At 41.6% G+C, this 19,625-nt stretch carries 13 protein-coding genes; 12 read left to right on the top strand and 1 reads right to left on the bottom strand.

All coding sequences use genetic code 11. From position 1 onward, the window contains the following. Positions 1-482: 482 nt before the first annotated feature. Positions 483-2,123, top strand: a complete 1,641-nt coding sequence (locus BLS24_RS06830) for a glycoside hydrolase family 43 protein (protein WP_242872247.1) — start codon at positions 483-485, stop codon at positions 2,121-2,123. Between the two features lie 14 nt (positions 2,124-2,137). Here the strand turns inward: BLS24_RS06830 and BLS24_RS06835 are convergent, their stop codons facing one another. After that, a complete protein-coding gene (locus tag BLS24_RS06835) occupies positions 2,138-3,079 on the bottom strand; it encodes a helix-turn-helix transcriptional regulator (protein WP_091757408.1) in 942 nt (313 codons plus the stop codon). Between the two features lie 319 nt (positions 3,080-3,398). Here BLS24_RS06835 and BLS24_RS06840 point away from each other — a divergent pair, with 319 nt between their 5' ends. The 11 genes from BLS24_RS06840 to BLS24_RS06890 all read left to right on the top strand — a co-directional run bounded on the left by BLS24_RS06840 (position 3,399) and on the right by BLS24_RS06890 (position 19,620). Further along, positions 3,399-4,799, top strand: a complete 1,401-nt coding sequence (locus tag BLS24_RS06840; RefSeq protein WP_091757410.1) for an endo-1,4-beta-xylanase — start codon at positions 3,399-3,401, stop codon at positions 4,797-4,799. A gap of 17 nt (positions 4,800-4,816) precedes the next feature. Continuing rightward, the gene (locus tag BLS24_RS06845; protein WP_091757412.1) at positions 4,817-7,732 is read left to right on the top strand and encodes an extracellular solute-binding protein; all 2,916 of its coding nucleotides are present in this window, start codon (positions 4,817-4,819) and stop codon (positions 7,730-7,732) included. Positions 7,733-7,748: 16 nt separating this feature from the next. Then, on the top strand, positions 7,749-8,687 hold the full coding sequence (locus BLS24_RS06850) for a carbohydrate ABC transporter permease (RefSeq protein ID WP_071175018.1): 939 nt from the start codon (positions 7,749-7,751) through the stop codon (positions 8,685-8,687). 1 nt (position 8,688) lies between these two features. Continuing rightward, entirely contained in the window at positions 8,689-9,552 is an 864-nt protein-coding gene (locus tag BLS24_RS06855) for a carbohydrate ABC transporter permease (RefSeq protein ID WP_091757414.1), read from the top strand. A 20-nt stretch (positions 9,553-9,572) separates the two neighbouring features. After that, positions 9,573-11,099, top strand: coding sequence for a hypothetical protein (locus tag BLS24_RS06860; RefSeq protein WP_091757417.1), 1,527 nt, complete (start codon positions 9,573-9,575; stop codon positions 11,097-11,099). 4 nt (positions 11,100-11,103) lie between these two features. Then, on the top strand, positions 11,104-11,763 hold the full coding sequence (locus tag BLS24_RS06865; protein WP_091757419.1) for a Yip1 family protein: 660 nt from the start codon (positions 11,104-11,106) through the stop codon (positions 11,761-11,763). A 21-nt stretch (positions 11,764-11,784) separates the two neighbouring features. Continuing rightward, entirely contained in the window at positions 11,785-14,355 is a 2,571-nt protein-coding gene (locus tag BLS24_RS06870) for a DUF5696 domain-containing protein (RefSeq protein ID WP_143015148.1), read from the top strand. 14 nt (positions 14,356-14,369) lie between these two features. Next, positions 14,370-15,278 (top strand): carbohydrate ABC transporter permease, encoded by a 909-nt coding sequence (locus BLS24_RS06875; RefSeq protein WP_091757423.1) that lies wholly within the window; start codon positions 14,370-14,372, stop codon positions 15,276-15,278. Then, positions 15,271-16,281: a carbohydrate ABC transporter permease gene (locus BLS24_RS06880; RefSeq protein WP_091757426.1), complete on the top strand. Its 1,011-nt coding sequence runs from the start codon at positions 15,271-15,273 to the stop codon at positions 16,279-16,281. The genes BLS24_RS06875 and BLS24_RS06880 overlap by 8 nt, the downstream gene beginning before the upstream one ends. A 68-nt stretch (positions 16,282-16,349) precedes the next feature. Continuing rightward, positions 16,350-17,828 (top strand): ABC transporter substrate-binding protein, encoded by a 1,479-nt coding sequence (locus BLS24_RS06885; RefSeq protein ID WP_091757428.1) that lies wholly within the window; start codon positions 16,350-16,352, stop codon positions 17,826-17,828. A gap of 64 nt (positions 17,829-17,892) precedes the next feature. Beyond that, complete coding sequence (locus BLS24_RS06890; RefSeq protein ID WP_091757430.1) at positions 17,893-19,620, top strand: SGNH/GDSL hydrolase family protein; 1,728 nt, start codon at positions 17,893-17,895, stop codon at positions 19,618-19,620. Positions 19,621-19,625 lie beyond the last annotated feature (5 nt).

Here is a 19,625-nt window from a genome sequence, read left to right on the forward strand (position 1 = left end):
CAAATACCCTGGAGAGGAAATTCTCATTAACAAATGGCAGAAGATGATGTTGAAGCAGAACTGGAGAGGAAACTTTTTGAAGGATTAAGCGGTTGCGATTAATTAAGATTGCAACCGTTTTTTTGAATGCGTTTTTCAAATACATGCAAAAGTGAAGAAAGTAAATAAAAGGCATGCCAAAAACTCCTGAGAAAAGAAAATAGAGCATGCTAAAAACTTGAAAACTTAAAAAAGGCATGCTGGAAATCTTGAAATTGAAGGAAATTGGCATGCCAAAACAAGAAAATAGCTAAAAAGACATGCCGGGACGCCACAAAGCGCCGCGAGAGACAACCGCACGCATGCCAGACTGGCTTGAAGTGCCGCACGTCCCACCCCCCACTTGCAATTATTGACGTGAAATTAGCAATTATTTGGTGGAATCCCCCTATCCCCATACCGTATAGTCTTGTACATGGAATTAACAAGGTGGGGATGGCGAAATGTACAAAAACAAGAAAAATCCAGCAATGACAGCAATCAGCATATTAACGGCCTTGATAATTCTAGCGGGATGTCATGATAGGCAAGCTGAAAATCAGCAAGACAACGCAGTCATAGAGTTAGATCAGGATAACCAAGACAAAACGGCATCAGCTACAAACCAGACAACACAAACCGAGGGGGATACAGATATGTCAGCAACACATTCAGTTGAGATTCAAAAAAGCTACAAGCAGATAACAGAGCACAATCCGGTAATGCTCCAGAGATTTGGCGCAGATCCATATGCTCTTGTTTATAACGGAAGAGTCTACCTCTACATGACAGGCGACAAGCCATCATACGAGGCAGATGGCTCAGCCAAAGAAAATACATATTCAAATATCAACACTATCTGCGTAGTATCATCAGATGATCTTGTTAACTGGACAGATCATGGAACAGTATACGCAGCAGGCAAGAACGGTGCAGCAAGCTGGGGAGCAAACTCATGGGCACCAGCTGCAGCTTACAAGAACATTGATGGCAAAGACAAGTTCTTCTTATATTTTGCAAATAACGGAAATGGCATCGCTGTCCTCACAGCAGATAGCCCAACTGGACCATTCACAGATCCTATAAACGGACCACTTATTTCAAGAGAGACTCCAACCTGCGCAGAAGTAACATGGCTCTTTGATCCAGCAGTTCTCATGGACGATGACGGATCGGCATACATTTACTTTGGCGGCGGAGTTCCAAGTAAAGAGCAGGCTGCAAATCCAGGAACAGCAAGAGTTGCTAAGCTCTCTGATGATATGATCAGCCTCGACGGAGATCCAATCGCCATCGAGAACGTTCAGTATCTCTTTGAAGATTCAGGTATCAACAAGATAAACGGAACCTATTACTATTCATATTGCACAAACTTCGATGTTACTCCAGAAGCAGAAAAAGAGCTCGGCTTCTCTAACGGCGAGATCATGACCATGAAGTCAGATTCTCCTATGGGACCTTTCGAGCCAGCAAACGGAGTCCTCAAGAACCCTGAAGTATTCTTTGGTCTTGGCGGCAACAACCATCACTGCATGTTTGAATTTGAAGGTCAGTGGTACATCGCATACCACTCCAGAATCCTTGAAGAGAAGATGGGAATCCTTCACGGATACAGAAGTACCAACATTGATAAAGTAAGATTCAATGAAGAGGGCGAGCCAGCTGCCAGCGTTGGAACTAGAAATGGTGTAGCGCAGGTAAAAGACTTTGATCCATACCAGACAATCCCTGCAGTTACCATGGCAAATGAAGCAGAGATAGATACAACTCAGTTCGGCGAAGAAGCTAAGAAATACGGCTCAGGAGACATGATCCTTACTGGTATCAAGGATGGCTCATGGACCAGCATTGAAGGCGTTAACTTTGGTACAGAGGGAGCAAAGAGCATCGAAGTAGAGTATCTTGGCACAGGCGAAGGAACTATCAACGTTTGCCTTGATCTTCCATCAGCAGAGCCAGTATGCAGAATTCCTGTAGCAGCTGCAGGCAAAGAACTAACAACTGTCACAGCAGAGTTTGAAAATCCTGTAACAGAAAAACACACTGTATACTTCGTCTTTGAAGGAAGTAACTACAGTGTGCATTCATGGAAGTTTAATAAATAAGCAGCTCTTTTACATTATCCTTGCTGCTGTTTGTGCAGTCCTTGAGAAAATAAAGAACGGTACTCACCAGGGGTACACCCTTTCTTTTGCTTGAAGGTCCGGTTGAAAGTAGAGATACTTGAGAAACCGGACTGGAGAGCGATATCAGTAATAGAAAGATCGTCTCTTGTAAGGAGAACCTCCGTAGCCTTGATACGCTGACCGATAAGGTAGTCGTAGAAAGTACAGTTCATATATTCTTTGAAAAGTCTTGAGAAATGGAACTTGGAGAAACCGCTGTAAGCAGCCACATCCTCAAGAGTTATATCGTAGGTGTAATTCTGATCGATGTAATCAATAGCATTGTTGAGCTTTTCAAAATACTCATGTCTCTTAACTGGCGTGCTGTCAGTAAAGATGTTGATCTTGCTGAGGCGGTGCCTTGAGAGAATAGTCATGATCTGGAACAGGTGGGAATAGATAGAAAACTCATAGAACTCAGTCTTCTGGAAGTATTCATTCCATATCTGTGAAAAGAGATCGCTGATCTCGGAAAAGATCGGTGCGTGGCTCTCAGGAGTGATATGAATGCAGTCCTGAAGCATAGTGATAAGACTGGAGTATCCTCTAAGTGAAGAGAAAAAGTCTATATCAAAAAGGCATACGTATCTGCAGCCTGTCTTTGGTGCATGAAGGCTGTGGGATCTGCGAGGCGGGATAATGATGATCTCGCCAGGAACAACGTGATAGTAGTCACCATCAATTTCTACATCATAGTAGTTTTCAATAGGAACGATAATCTCAAGAGCGTTGTGCCAATGTGATGAATAGTCGCAAGGCAGCTCATTGTACCAAATTCGTAGAGATGAGTCCTTTGGAAAAATAGATTTCTCGTTATTGTTCACCATTACACGTGCTTTGTAATCGGTGTTTTGCTGATAATAGTCTAATTTAACATTGTCTTCTTTTTTGACCATCGTTGTTACACCTTTCTAATATCAGTGTCTTATTGAATTTACCCTCAAATAATATCATTATCTGGTAGATAAAACTTCTCAAAAATTGCTATCAATCATCAAAAAGTGCTCAATATAGATAATAGAAAATCAATTAGCTTCATGTCTATTGTTAAATGTGCACAAAAAATCACTACCATTTTTTGCGGTCAAAAAGCAATATCTGAACGCCATTTTGCAAAAAATGACAAGCAAATCTTCCCGCTAGCTTATATGCTATATCTTGTCAACTAGAATTATGATTAGCAAAAATTGATTACTAATTGGGGAGGCTAAGTTGATGAAAAAATGGGGAAGATCTTTGGCGTCTGTTATGGCAGTGATCATGGCGATTTCTATTACTGCATGCGGCGAAACAGCTGGATCTGAGGCGGTAAGCACCTCGTCAGAGACAGCAGTAAGCGCAGATGACGCATCATCAGTTTCTAGCTCAGAACCAGAAAATCAGGAGAAGCAAGAATTGAATACAGAAGAAAGTAAGGAGCAGATTCCAGCCCTTAGAGATGTGGTTCCCAAGAAAATGGGATGCAGGATTGGATGTGCTATTACAGGTAAAGAACCTTGGGATTCCAAGTTGTGGGACCTTGTTACAACGCATTTTAATGCAGTGACACTTGGAAACGAACTTAAGCCGGATTCACTCTTTGGTTATAGCGTAAGTACCTGTCCTGGTACCAAAGAGGCAGAGCTTAACGGCGAGACCATAACCGTTCCAGTTCTTAATTATAGTAATCCGGAAAAGATACTTAATAAGATACTCAAATGGAATGAAGCAAATCCAGACAGAAAGATAGAAGTAAGAGGACACGTTCTCCTCTGGCATTCACAGACTCCAGAGTGGTTCTTCCATGAAGACTATGACAAGACCAAGCCATATGTCAGCAAAGAAGAAATGGACAAGAGGCTTGAGTGGTACATAAGAGAAGTCTTAACTCACTTTACTGGAGAGAACAGCCCATACAAAGATCTTTTCTATGGATGGGACGTAGTAAACGAAGCAATATCTGATTCAACAGGAACCTATAGAACAGATACAGAAAGACCTGATGAAGATCTTCTAGAAGACAGACACGGCGGCAACTCCAGCTGGTGGCATGTATATCAGAGTGAAGAATTCATCATTAACGCATTTAAGTACGCTAACAAATATGCTCCAGATGATCTTGAGCTTTACTACAACGACTACAACGAATGTGATGCCAAAAAGAGAGCAGGAATCATCACTCTCCTTGAAGCAGTGAAAGCAGCCGAGGGGCCTAAGGGCGAAGGCACCAGGATCACAGCCATGGGAATGCAGGGGCATTACAGTATGACCGGTCCATCCTATACAGAGGTTGAGGCATCAGCCAAGGCCTATGGCAAGGTTGTAGGAAATGTACAGATTACTGAGTGGGATATCAGTGCAACAGATGGCTACGACGGAAGTCCAGAAGCTATGGAAAAAGAATATGAGGAACAGCGTAAGGTTTACAACCTCATGTACTACGGACTTCAGTCAGCTCAGAACTCAGGAGTAAACATTACGGGAATTACTTTCTGGGGAACAATAGATACACTTTCATGGCTACAGTTCAGATCCAATGTAGGTGGTGGAAGTCAAAAAGAACAAAAGCAGTGCCCACTATTATTTGATGGCAAGTATGAACCAAAGCCAGCATTTTGGGTGTTCGCACAAGAATAAACAAAGGACTATATAACATGAACAAGACATTGCGAAAAGTTTTAATAGTTATTGGGGTATTAGTAGTTTTCGCCGGTATATGCGTACTTCTTTCACATAGAGAAAGAACTGATTTCCATGAGAAATACGAAGGCACAGATCTCACTGTAGAAGTTGAAGGAATGGAAAGAGTAGGCGCTTATACAGGATATCTTAATGAACATGCAGATGCAGACAGACCTTCAGGTGACATTGCAGTAAACATTGATGAATACGAATCAAAAGGTACTGTTCGCAAAGAAAACAACGGTATTTTTACAGAGACAGGTTCTGAGATTACTTGGACAGTAGATGTACCAAAGGCTGGTATGTACCAGATCTACATCGAGTATTTCATTCCAGAATCAAGAGGAGTTCCTGCAGAACGTACCGTATACATTAATGGAGAACTTCCATTTGAAGATGCCAGAAACATTTCATTCACCAGAATGTGGATGGATGGCGGAGAAGTTAGAACTGATAACAGAGATAACGAGATCAGACCAGTTCAGGTTGAATACTTCGATTTCCAGTCAGCATATTTTAGAGATGACATGGGATTCGTACCAGAACCATATGTTTTCTATTTTGAAAAAGGTGAAAACACACTTACATTCGAAGCAGACAATGAACCTATGATCCTCTCAAAGGTAGAGCTTAGAGGTGTTACAGAAAGACCTACTTATGAAGAGTATCTTGCAGCTAATAAACATGATCCTGCATCAGAGCAGGCCAGAAATTACATGCAAGTGGTTCAGGGTGAGGATTCTACCTTAAGATCTGAATCCTCCCTATATGCCAAGTATGATAGATCCTCACCTACCACTTCACCAAATAGTGTTACACACACAGTTCTCAACTATGTAGGTGGAGAAAGCTGGAGATCAACAGGTCAGTGGATCCAGTGGGATATCGAAGTTCCAGAGGATGGCTATTACAACATCATGGTAAAAGCCAGACAGAACTACGCAAGAGGATCTGTATCAAACAGAAGCGTTTACATTGATGGCGAGATTCCATTCAAGGAGCTCGAAGAGATCTCTTTTGAATATTCAAACGATTGGGAGAGTCTTGAACTTCCATATGATATCTACCTTACAAAGGGTGTTCATACTGTAAGACTAGAGGCAACTCTTGGAGGTGTTGGACCAATCCTTGAACAGGTTCAGGATTCAACCTACAGACTCAATCAGATATATAGAAAGATTCTTGTTTACACTGGCGCAAGCCCAGATGTTTACAGAGACTACCACATCGACACAACATATCCTGAGATCATGAAAGCAATGGACCTTGAGTCAAAGAGATTATACAAGACCGTTGATGACATGGTTGAATACTCAGGACAGATGGCAGATAACATCGCTACAGCTCAGACAATTGCTCAGCAGCTTGAAAGATTTATCGAAAAGCCACAGAAGATCACAACAGAGTTCGTTGCATTCAAGGACAACATCACATCACTTGGTACTGCACAGCTCAAGATGAGTGAAACAAAACTTGATGTAGATTACATCGTAGTTTCAGGAACAGATGCTCATCCAAAGAAAGATAAAGCAACTGTATTTAGCAAGATCGGTCACGAAGTAAAATCCTTTGTAGCATCATTCTTTGTAGATTACAACTCAGTAGGTGATGTTTACGATGGCTCAGAAGAGAAGGTAATCAAGGTTTGGGTACTTACTGGTAGAGACCAGGGAACAATCCTTAAGTCCATGATCGATGATGAGTTTACAACATCAACAGGAATAAAGGTCAACGTAGAGATCGTTGATCAGGCAGCACTTCTTAACGCAGTACTGGCAGGCAGAGGACCAAACGTAGTTCTTTCAGTTTCAGCAGAAAAACCTGTTAACTACGCACTTAGAGGAGCAGCAGAGGATATCACTCAGTTTGAAGGCTGGGAAGAAGTAATGAGTCACTACTCACCAAGCTCTTATGAGCAGTACAGCCTTGATGGTCATATCTACGGAATACCTGAGACACAGACCTTCAACGTAATGTTCTACAGAAAAGACGTACTTGAAGAGCTTGGACTTGAGGTTCCACAGACCTGGCAGGAACTCATCGAAATGCTTCCTACAATTCAGGGTAACAGCCTTTCAATAGGTATTCCTACAGCGGCAGGTAGCAGCGGTGCATCATCAGCTTCTACACAGGTTATGTCAAATGTACCTGACCTTTCAATGTACTTCTCACTCCTTTATCAGTACGGCGGTGACATGTACAACGAGGCAGGAACCAAGACTACAGTCAACACAGAAGCAGGCGTCAAAGCCTTCGATGATTACGTAAGATACTTTAACGATTATGGCATTCCTACAATCTATGACTTCGTCAGCAGATTCCGTTCAGGAGAGATGCCAATAGGTGTAGCAGCTTATTCAACATACAACACACTCATGGTTTCAGCACCTGAGATCAGAGGTCTTTGGGACTTCACTCTCATTCCTGGAACGTATAGGACGGATGAGAACGGAAAAACATATCTTGATCGCTCAGACTTCATAACAGGAAGTGCAACTATGATGATCACAACTGAGGATGAAGAGTTAAAGCAAGCTTCATGGGAATTCATGAAGTGGTGGGCAAATGAAAAAACTCAGGTTAGATTTGGTCGTGAGATCGAAGCGCTCCTTGGTTCATCTGCTAGATACGCAACAGCAAACAGAGATGCATTCAAGAATCTCTCATGGAGTGCAGATGATATCGAAGTTCTTGATGAACAGTGGGATCAGACAGTTGGTATCAGAGAAGTTCCTGGTGGATATTTCACAGGAAGACATATCTCAAATGCCATCAGAAAAGTTCTAACAGATAAGACGGATTCCAGAGAGACCATTATTGATTATTCAATCTTTATAGATGAAGAGATCAAGAAGAAACGACTTGAGTTCGGTATGTCAGTAGATTGATTAGGAGAAACTAGAAATGAAGGAATATCTGCAGAAGTATCTGACACTGCGAAAACATAATTTTCAAGTAGCAGTTAAGAAAGCCAAAAACAGGAAGATGTGCTATTTGTTCCTTGCACCATACGCAATACTTTTCACTATGTTTTATGTATTTCCTGTAGTGGCATCAATATATTACAGTTTCACTTATTACAACATCCTTGAACCACCAAGGTTCATCGGACTTCAGAACTACACAAGCTTGATCCTTCAGGATGATATCTTCCTGATAGGTGTCAAGAATACACTTATGATAGCTCTCATAACAGGACCACTAGGATACATATTGTCATTCGTTTTTGCATGGCTCATCAGTGAACTTCCTAGATGGATCAGAAGTATTGCGGTAGTTGTTTTCTACGCACCATCAATCGCTGGTAACTGTTATGTTATCTTCTCAGTATTCTTCAGAGGAGATGTTTACGGTTATGTAAATGCGTTCCTGTTAAGTCACGGACTCATTGATACAGCCAAGCTTTGGCTCATTGATCCAAAGTACATGCTTCCGATCTGTATGCTGGTAATCCTCTGGATGAGCTTGGGAACAGGATTCCTTTCATTCGTAGCTGGTCTTCAGGGTATAGATAGGGCTCAGTACGAAGCTGGATACATGGATGGGGTCAAGAACAGATGGCAGGAGCTTTGGTATATCACACTTCCAAACATGAAGCCAATGCTCATGTTCGGAGCGATCATGGCCATCACATCATCATTTGGTGTATGTGAAGTAACAATGGCACTTTGTGGATATCCTAGTACAAACTATGCAGCACGAACAATCGTAACACACCTTTATGACTACGGTTTTGACAGATTTGAGATGGGTTATGCCTGCGCTATAGCAACAGTATTGTTCTTGATGATGATTCTTTGTAATAAAGCAATTCAGAGCTTGTTAAGGAGAGTTGGAACTTGATATGAGTAAGCTAATTAAGAAAAGAAAACCTAATAGATCCATCGGAGGAGATATAGCACTTTACATCTTCCTTATACTGGTTGCGATGGTCATGGTATTCCCAATCGTATATGCAGTCAGCAGTGCTTTGAAGCCACTTGATGAGTTGTTCAAATTCCCACCAAGGATCTTCCCACAGCATCCAACATTTGATAACTTCTCAGATTTGTTTGTAACAATGGGAAAGAGCGGAGTAGTAACATTCTCAAGATATCTTTTCAACACTGTATTTATCACATTTGTTGGTACAGCAGGACATCTTATCATTGCATCAATGGGTGCCTTCGTACTTGCCAAGTATGAATTCCCAGGTGGAAAGACATTCTTCAAGATTGTCACAGTATCCATGATGTTCACAGGTATGGTAACACAGATTCCTAACTACCTTATCATCAACAAGCTTGGATGGATCGACACATACTGGGCAATAATCGTTCCTGCATTTGCAGCACCAATGGGATTCTTCCTTATGAAGCAGTTCATGGAAGGACTTCCAACATCACTTATTGAAGCAGCCAAGATCGACGGTGCCAATGAGTGGACGGTATTTTCAAGAATCGTTATGCCAAACGTAAAACCTGCATGGATGACACTTATCATCTTCTCAGTACAGGGACTTTGGAATAACAGAGCATCAACATTTATCTATTCAGAAGAACGTAAGACTCTTGTATATGCCCTTCAGCAGATTCAGGCTGGTGGAATTGCAAGAACAGGACAGGGAGCTGCAGTACTTGTAGTAGTAATGATCGTTCCAATTCTTATCTTCGTATTCTCAGAAAGCCAGATCTTAGAGACAATGGCTAGCTCAGGACTTAAAGACTAATGTGAAAGGTTGAAGCAGTTATGCATAAGAAAAATTTCATTATAAAAACTGGAATAGCGTTAATTGTAGCTGCGACAGTGCTTCTTCAGCCGGTCACAGCACAGGCCAAAAGTGATGGAGAGTATGGATACACCTACAACTACGACTGGTGGGGCGATGTTCAGGAAAGTCCGGACCTTTATACAGTTTGTAAGGTATTTACATCTTCAGAACTTGGACTTGATCTAAAGCTAAAAAATCCTCAGGGACTTTTCGTATATGGCACAAGCATTTACGTGTGCGATAGCGGTAACAACAGGATCATAGAGCTTGATAGAAAATCTCCTGAAAAGCTTGAAGTAAAAAGAATCATTGATTCTTTTTCTGGAGGAACAGGAACAAATACATTAAATAACCCTACTGATATAGCAGTTTCAGAAAAAGGAAACATCTTCATCGCAGATCAGGGAAATGCAAGAGTATTAAAGCTTGATAAAGACTTAAATTACATCATGGAATTTACAAAGCCTGATGATAGCACCCTTGATCCAGCACTTGTATTCCAGCCAAACAAGCTTGCAATCGATACAGCAGAACGTGTTTACTGCATAGCAATTGGAATCAACAAAGGTCTCGTGAAGTATGAAAACGATGGAACCTTTTCAGGATTCGTAGGTGCTACAAAGGTAACCTTCAATTTTGCTGATTACGTTTGGAAGAAGCTTGCTTCTCAGGAACAGAGAGCCAAGATGGAATCCTTCGTTCCAACAGAGTACGAGAACATCTACATGGACTACGAAGGCTTCATATATGCAACAGCAGCTATCAGAACCAATGAAGACAACAAGGTTGAGGGTGATGCAGTTAGAAAGTTAAATCTCCTTGGTGCAGACATCCTGGTAAGAAATGGTGAATGGAAGATCATCGGTGATCTTTACTTTGGATCAGGCGGTGGTTATGAAGGCCCATCAATCTTTACAGATGTAACCTGCATGGACAACGACATTTATGTCTGCCTCGACAGAAACAGAGGAAGACTTTTTGGATATGATGATCAGGGCAGAATGGTATTCGCCTTTGGTGGAAACGGAAACATGGACGGATATTTCAGAAGACCATCAGCCATCGAGCACTACGGACATGAGCTCTATGTACTTGATAGCCTTGATTGCTCCATAACAGCTTTTGTACCAACAGAGTTTGGTAACACAGTCTACAACGCTATCGAAGATTTCGACAAAGGTAATTACGAGAAATCTGGAGAAGAGTGGCAGAAGGTTATGGATCAGAATGGCAACTACGATCTTGCTTACATCGGTCTTGGAAGAGCACTTCTAAGACAGGAAAGATACAAAGAAGCCATGAACTACTTTGAACTTAAGTATGACGCCGAGAACTACTCAAAAGCTTACAAGCAGTATCGTAAGCAGTGGGTTGAAGAACACATCGGCTGGATAGTACTTGTGGTAGTCTTGTTATTCCTCATTCCTCTTGGAAGAGGCAGGATCAAGAGTATCAAACATGAGATAGATACAGCAGACATTTTTATAACAGGTAAAGACAGGTGAGGGTATGATAGCAAAACCAAAAGAGAATATGACTCCAAAAGAAAAATATATTGATTCGCTGAAGTTTGCTCTTTACTGCATGACTCATCCCCTCGATGGTTTCTGGGATCTGACTCATGAAAAAAGAGGAACCTATGCAGCGGCAAATACTATACTTGCTGCAGCGCTTGTTCTTAGAATCATGAAGCTCAAATACACAAGCTTTTTGTTTATGCAAGTTTATTGGGAAGACCTTAACATCTTCCTGTATCTTGCCAGTATCATTTTTCCACTTTCCCTTTGGGTAGTTGGCAATTGGGCTCTGACGACACTCTTTGACGGAAAAGGAAAACTGGGACAGGTATATATGGCAACCTGCTATGCATTTACGCCATATGTGATCATTCAGTTCCCGCTGATGATATTCAGTAATTTCGTAACTGTTCAGGAAGGTCAGTTCTACTCAGTAGTCAGCGCACTTTCCTTGGTATACGCAGCCCTACTTGTAATAGCTGCCATGGGGCAGATTCACGAATACTCCGCTGGAAAGAACATTCTTTTTACTGTTGCAACACTGTTTGCAATGTTGGTAATGATCTTCATCCTTATGATCTTCTTTAGTATGATCTCACAGGGTGTAGCGTACTTCATTTCAATAGCAAAAGAATTGATGTTCCGAATGTAGGAATGGCAAGAGGTGACGAACTTGAAAAAAGAGTTAAAGCAAAAACTAATAAAAGGGTTAATAAAACTCATCCCTTCATTGATCTTATTTTTGATAATTGTTGGAGCTATCTTTTATGTAGTTAATACTAAGGCTCCAGAAGAGTCAAAAGAAGCTATTCCTCCATACGCTTATGGTGGTGGCGAAGATACGATTACCATCGATAACGGACAGCTTAAGTTATCCATGGATCCAAAGACAACTGAATTTAGTATTGAGGTAAAGGACAGCGGCAAGGTGTGGTACTCAAATCCACAAGGTGCAGCAGAAGATGAGAAGGCACTTGATGATCAGAAAGCATATCTTCAGTCACCACTTATCATGTCTTACTCGATCACACAGGGACTTGAGACAACTTACAACTCATATGCCTTCAGTGCGCAGAATGGTATCTACGAGATCATTCCTGGAGACAATGAGATCAGAGTTAATTATTCACTTGGAAGTGTACAAAAAGAATTCATCATTCCTCCAGTAAGTACTGCAGAAGAGTTTGAGGGTTACCTCTCACAGATGGATAAAAAAGATGCTGATCTTATTAAACAGTACTACAAAAAGTACGACATCAATAAGCTCACACCAAAGGATAACAAGGAAGAGCTCCTTGCAAACTATCCTATCATCGAGACAGAAGTTATCTACGTACTCAGAACTGCTACCAAAGAGAACGTAAGAAAGACTATTCAGGATAAGTTTGAGGCAGTTGGATATACATATGATAATTACCTTGCAGATAAAGAGCTGGATCAGTCATCAAACACATCAGATAATGCAATCTTTAATGTAAGCGTTGTCTACAAGCTTGAAGGAAAAGACCTGGTGGTAGAAGTTCCATTTAGCGATCTTGATTTTGATCCTGAGACACCTATCTATACCATCACTCCTCTTCCATATTTTGGAGCAGGCGGACCAAATGATAACGGCTTCATGCTGGTACCAGAAGGTGGCGGAGCACTTATCAATTTCAATAACGGCAAGACATCACAGAGTAGTTATTACACCAACGTTTATGGCTGGGATATGTGTCTTAGCAGAGATGCAGTAGTACACAACACAAGAGCTTATTACGGAGTATACGGTATTTCTGAAGGAAATGATTCTTTCATCTGTATCCTCGAAGACGGCAGAAGCTACGCATCGATCCAGGCCGATGTTGCTGGCAAGAACCACAGCTACAATTTCGTAAATGCCAAGTACAGCATCTGCCAGAGAGAAAAATTTGATGTAGGTGATATCGCTAACTCAGATATTTACGAATATGCAACAAAGCTTCCAGATGAGACCTTAAGACAGAGATACACCTTTGTAAACTCAGGAAGCTATGTAGATATGGCCAAGGTCTATAGCACATATCTTCAGAATGAATACGCAGGCTACCTTGATCTTGTAGATGACACATCAGCTCCAGTAGCCATTGAGATCGTAGGTGCTATCGATAAGGTTAAGCAGGTTCTTGGTGTTCCAGTATCCAGACCACTTAAGCTCACAAGCTACAAAGATGCAGATGCCATCATCACTGATCTTGGAAATAACGGCGTATCAAATATGCAGGTTAAGCTTTCAGGATGGTGCAACGGTGGTGTCAAGCAGAAGGTACTTGCAAGGACCAAGACAGTTGGTGCACTTGGAAGCAAGAAAGACCTTAAGAATTTTGTTAATAACGCAGAAGCAAATGGAAATACAGTTTACTTAAATGGTATCACACAGTACGCATACGACAGCAATCTTATAGATGGATTCTTTTCCTATAGAGACGCTGCCAAGTTCATCAGTAAGGAAAGAGCTGAGCTTCACGCATACAGCCATGTAACTTACGCAGAAAGAGATTCAGAGGACCTTCACTATCTCCTTCATACAGAACTTGCAAACAAGTACGCAGACAAGCTTGTAAATACTTCTAAGAAGTACAATGCTGGAGCATCCTTCCAGGATCTTGGAATGGATCTTTCATCAGACTTCTATAGAAAGAAGACTTACAGCAGAGAACAAGTACTGGGGCTCCAGGTAGAACAGCTTAAGAGCTACAACGAAGCAGGAACACCAGTAATGATCAACATGGGTAATGATTATGCGATTCCATTCGCATCAATGGTTACAAACATGGATCTTAGAGGAAGCGAATATACGATCCTTGATGAGTGTGTTCCTTTCTTCCAGCTGGCTGTTCACGGAAGAGTAGATTACACAGGTGAGCCTATCAACATCTGTGGAAATGCAGAAGATGAAGTTTTATATTCTGCTGAATATGGCGCAGGACTTCAGTTTACATTCATGGAAGAAGATTCCTTCGCAACACAGAAGACTTTATACACAGAGTATTACGGATCATCCTACGATGCTTGGAAAGATCGCATGGTTGAGATCTACACAAGATACAACAATGAACTTGGACATACATTCAATCAGGAAATGACAGGTCATGAGAATTTAACGGCTGATGTTTCCTGCACAGAATATGCAGATGGTACTAAGGTTTACGTTAACTACGGCTATACTGATTACACTGAAGGCGCAGTTAAAGTACCAGCAAGAGATTATGTAGTTACAAGGTGAGAGGGGAGTTTGTTATGAGTAAGCAAAAAAACAAATTGGCTGGGCTTCAAAAACGCAAAGCCATATCAGGATATCTTTTCATATCACCCTTCATAATTGGCTTCTTGGCCTTCATGGTCAAACCACTTTTTGAATCCTGTTACATGAGCTTTTGCAATGTAAATCTGGCGGCAGGAACTGTTACCAAGACCTTTAACGGTTTAACGAATTATGTATTCGCCTTCAGGGTTGATCCTGAATTTAACAGGCTCTTGTGGGAAGAACTCTCACGTATGATGGTTTATTCACTGGCTATCATAGTTTTCAGTTTCTTTGTGGCGCTGATACTTAATCAGAAGTTCAAGGGAAGAGCACTGGTAAGAGCAATATTCTTCCTTCCGGTAATCCTTTCATCAGGCGTTATCGTAGGACTTGAGTCCAACAACGAACTTATGTCATCACTGGCACAGACAATTGAGCAGTCCACATCTGGAATCAGCATCACAGCAGCTATGGAGACTATCCTTAGAACTGCAGGCGTGGGTGTAAGAGCATATGAAAAGGTATTTGAAGTTATCAACAATATCTACGACGTAGCTCTTTCATCAGGAATCCAGATCATCATCTTCCTCTCAGGACTTCAGACAATATCTTCAAGCATGTATGAAGCAGCTGACATCGAGGGATGTACCAAGTGGGAGAGCCTTTGGAAGATCACCTTCCCAATGATCAGTTCTCTGTTCCTTGTTAACTGGATCTACACAGTAGTTGATTTCTGTATGAGATCGGATAACGGGGTTATTGAAAAAATACAGAAGGTAATGATTGACCAGCAGCAGTACGGCAATGCATCAGCAATGTCATGGGTATACTTCTTGCTCGTACTTGCATTCGTTGGAATAACATCATTCTTCATTTCAAAGAGGGTTTATTACTATGACTAATACAGAGAATAATACAAGATATGACAAATTAGGATTCTGGGAAAGAAATAAGCTTTCTGGTGGATATCTTTTACAGAAAAAGATTTCTGAGAGAGCAGTAAGCATTATCAGATTCATACTTCTGTTTGGTATGTGCTTCATGATCCTTCAGCCAATCCTTAACAAGATTTCTGTAAGCTTCATGACAGAAAAAGATCTGTATAATCCGATCGTTATTTCTATTCCTGAGCATTTTACCACAGGAAACTACAGACTTGCAGCAGAGCTTATGAACTATAGACAGGCAGTAATTAATTCACTACTGATCTCTCTTACGATCGCAGCTCTTCAGATTGCAGTCTGCACACTGGTTGGATATGGATTTGCCAGATTTGAATTTCCATTCAAGAAATTCTGGTTCGCCATGGTAATACTTGTAATCTTGATTCCACCACAGACTATTGCAAGTTCACTTCATTTGCACTTTAGATTTTTTGATATATTGGGATTATGTCAATTGATTACCGGTAATACAATTAATCTTAGGGGTTCAAAGTTACCTTATTATCTCATGAGTGCAGGATGTATGGGACTTAAGAACGGTCTGTACATATACATGATCCGTCAGTATTTCAGAAATATTCCTGGCGATCTTGAAGAAGCAGCGTATGTTGATGGCTGCGGAATGCTTAAGACCTTTGTAAGGATCATGCTTCCACAGGCTAAGCCAATCATCACATCTTGTTTCCTTTTTGCCTTTGTATGGCAGTGGACAGATGGATTCTATTCCAAGATGTTCCTTGGTAACACCAAGCTTGTAAGCACAGGACTTGCAAGGATCGTAGATAGCCTTGGTGCTTATATCCAGAGAATAAACGGCGTTAAGACAACAATTTCTGTTGCTTACTCAAACTGTATTCTTGCAACAGGAACACTTATGATCATCGTACCACTTATTATTCTCTATCTCTTTGCACAGAGATCATTTGTTGAGAGTATCAGTAGTACAGGTATCAAAATGTAATGGTAGCTACCGGATATTATAAATATTCGGACTAATATTTTCCCAATGGGGTAAGGAGGATTTAGAGTATGAGAAAGTCTCTAACAACCAAAGCAACAGCCGTTATCACAATGGCAGCTATGCTTACAAGTATGGCAGCCTGCGGCGCAAACGAGTCTGCACCAGCAGACAACACTCAGCCAGAAGCTTCTACTGATGCATCAGTAGAAACAGCTGCAGCAGATGCTTCTGAGGAAGCAGCTCCTTCTGACGAGTATGATCCATATCAGGTTATCACAGATGACGCTGGTAACCCAATTGACCTTGGTGGTATGGATATCATTATCCGTGACTGGTGGTCAGGTGATGAGCAGGAACCACAGAACGATTATGAGGAAGCTCTCAAGGATTACAGAGATTGGATCCAGGAAACTTACAACTTCACAATCAAGTCACAGGCTATTTCTGACTGGGGTTCAACACCACAGGATTTCGTTGACTACGTTACAACAGGTGGCGACGATGTAAACTACCTCTTCGTTCTTCGTGACGATCCAGCTATCACATCAGCTATGGCAAATGGTCTTCTCTATGATCTTTCAACACTTGATTGCCTTGACTTCAATGACATCAAGTTCCAGAGAAACCTTCTTCACGAGCAGTATTCAAAGGGAGATAGCATCTATGCTATGTTCGCTGGATATTCAGAGGCTCGTACAGGAGTTTACTTCAACAAGAGACTTCTTACAGAAGCTGGAATTGACCCAGATTCAATCTATGATATGCAGGCAGATGGATCTTGGACATGGGATAAGTTTGATGAGCTTATGTCAAAGGTTCAGCAGGATAAGGATAACGACGGTACTGTAGATGTTTGGGGTCTTACACTTAACGAAGGTGTTATGACAACAGAAGCTGTATTCTCAAACGGCGGATCTTACATCGATAAGGATGCAAGCGGAAAGTATGTATACAACCTTGAGTCTCCTGAGACACTTGAAGCTCTTGAGTGGACAGTAGATATGTACAAGAAGTATGACATGCCAGATCCAGAGGGCGCTGAGTGGGATTACTACAAGGAAGCATTCATCAACGGTATGGCTGCATTCATGGTAGAGGATGAGTATGCTGGCGCACCTGGTAACTTCCTTGAGGATATGCAGGATGATGTTGGATTCGTTATGTTCCCTAAGGGACCTAAGATGAACGACTACATCAACGTTTGGACAAACAACCCAGTTGCAATCCCTGGCTGCTATGATGCTGACAGAGCTTGGAAGCTTGCATTTGCTTGGAACCTTTACACAAATCCACCAGCAGCAGAGTACTATGACTACAACGGATACCTTTCAACAGCTAGAAATGGTAAGTTCGATGAGAGAGCTGTAGACGAGACAATCACAATGATGACAGAAAAGGGAACAATTGCTTACCACGGCATGATCCCTAACTTAAGCCTTGGCTCAGACTTCGTATGGAACATCACAGCTGACTGCGTAGTATCAGAGCAGGTTGAAGCAATCCGTGACACATGGAAAGCTTATGTAGATGAAGCTAACGCTCAGTAATTAGGGCTTTTAAGGTTTACAAAAGGGCGGCTATCATAGCCGCCCTTATTTTATAGGGGTGAGTATGAATACTTTATTACGTGAGGGGCCAAAAGCACCAAAGGATCCTGTAAAGAAAAGACCATTTTTCTTTATCATGCAGGAAAAAGAAATATTTGCTGCGCCACAACCTGACGGCAAGGGAATCCAGTTCCTTTTTATGGACATGGGTAGACTTGTGGATGCTGCTAAACTATCTGGAAATATCGGCGATGATTATATGCTTGAGCTCTTAAGATCAACAGAGGGCTTTAAGACCATGGTACATTCTATCGGGGTAAGTGTATCAGGAAGAAATACTTCTGAAACTGTTAAGTTTGTAATGGAGATGTATCCAGTTAAGGCAGGTCAGAAGGCAACTAAGATTGAAAAAGATGTTCTGATGAACGGAATGGAAGAAGTCATCAGACTTGATGAAATAAATTGGGAAACTACTGATAAGGAAGTAGGGCAGATCAGATTTGAATTTGCTCAGCCTGGAGTTCAGGCTACTACTGACATCAGATTATATTTAAATAAAGGCTTTATAGCACCCGTTCAGCCAATTGAACGAACTGTAGATTTTCATTCGGCAGGATATCGTCAGATGATATCAAAAAGCCTTTTTGATATGGGAAATACAAGCCGTCTTGAAAAAGTCCTTGGTAAAGCTGGTAGTGGCGAAGATGTGACACTTGCCTTTATCGGAGGCTCCATAACCCAGGGAGCTGGTGCTATTCCTATCAATACAAAGTGCTATGCAAGAGTGTTTGCAGACAGCTTTCAGGAAAAATACGCTAAGGGCGGAAAAGTAAATCTCCTAAAAGCTGGAGTTGGCGGAACCCCATCAGAGCTTGGTATGCTTAGATTTGAAAGAGATATCTTGAGAAATGGCTCTCAAAAACCAGATCTTATTGTGATAGAGTTTGCGGTTAATGACGGAGATGATGAGACGCAAGGAGTGTGCTATGAGAGTCTTGTAAGGAAAGCTCTTGCTCTTCCATGGAAGCCTGCAGTAGTACTTCTTTTTGCAGTGTTCTCCTTTGACTGGAATCTTCAGGATAGGCTGTCGCCTGTGGGCTACAAGTATTCTGTACCTATGGTGAGCATCATGGATGCGGTGACGCCGCAGTTTCCACTCCTTCCGGAGGATGGAAGAGTGATCTCCAAGAACCAGTTCTTTTATGATGTGTATCATCCAAGTAACCTTGGACATCAGATCATGGCTGACTGCCTCATAGAGCTTATTGATAAGGTAAATGAGACCCATCGTGACAACGAGCCGGAACCAGCAGAATTCCCAGAACCAGCTATCGGAGCTGATTTTGAAAAGGTGGAGCTTCTTGATAAAGCTGAGTTTGATAAGCTCAAGGATAAGTACAAGATCACAAGCTTTTGCTGCGGCTCTTTTAACGACACAGACAAGGACCTTCAGTTTGTGGAGATGGACAGCGAGATAGAACAGACTCCTGAGTTTCAGTATAACTGGCATCATTCTGGTAAAGATGGTGCAGAAAAAACATTTACAATTACCTTAAGTTGTAGCAAACTAGTGATAATATTTAAGGATTCCGGCAATTCATCCTATGGCAAGGCAGATGTCTATGTGGACGGCAATCTGGTCAAGACTCTTGACCCCCTTGTAGTAGGTTGGACGCACTGTAATCCAGTGATACTGTTCAATGATAAGCGCACCAAAAGGCACAAAGTGGAAGTTAAGATGCAGGATGCTTCCAAGAAGTTTACGATACTTGGCTTTGGTGTCGTTGGGTAATGTTT

It is taken from the genome of Butyrivibrio sp. INlla18, from assembly GCF_900103635.1.
Taxonomy (GTDB): Bacteria; Bacillota; Clostridia; order Lachnospirales; family Lachnospiraceae; genus Butyrivibrio.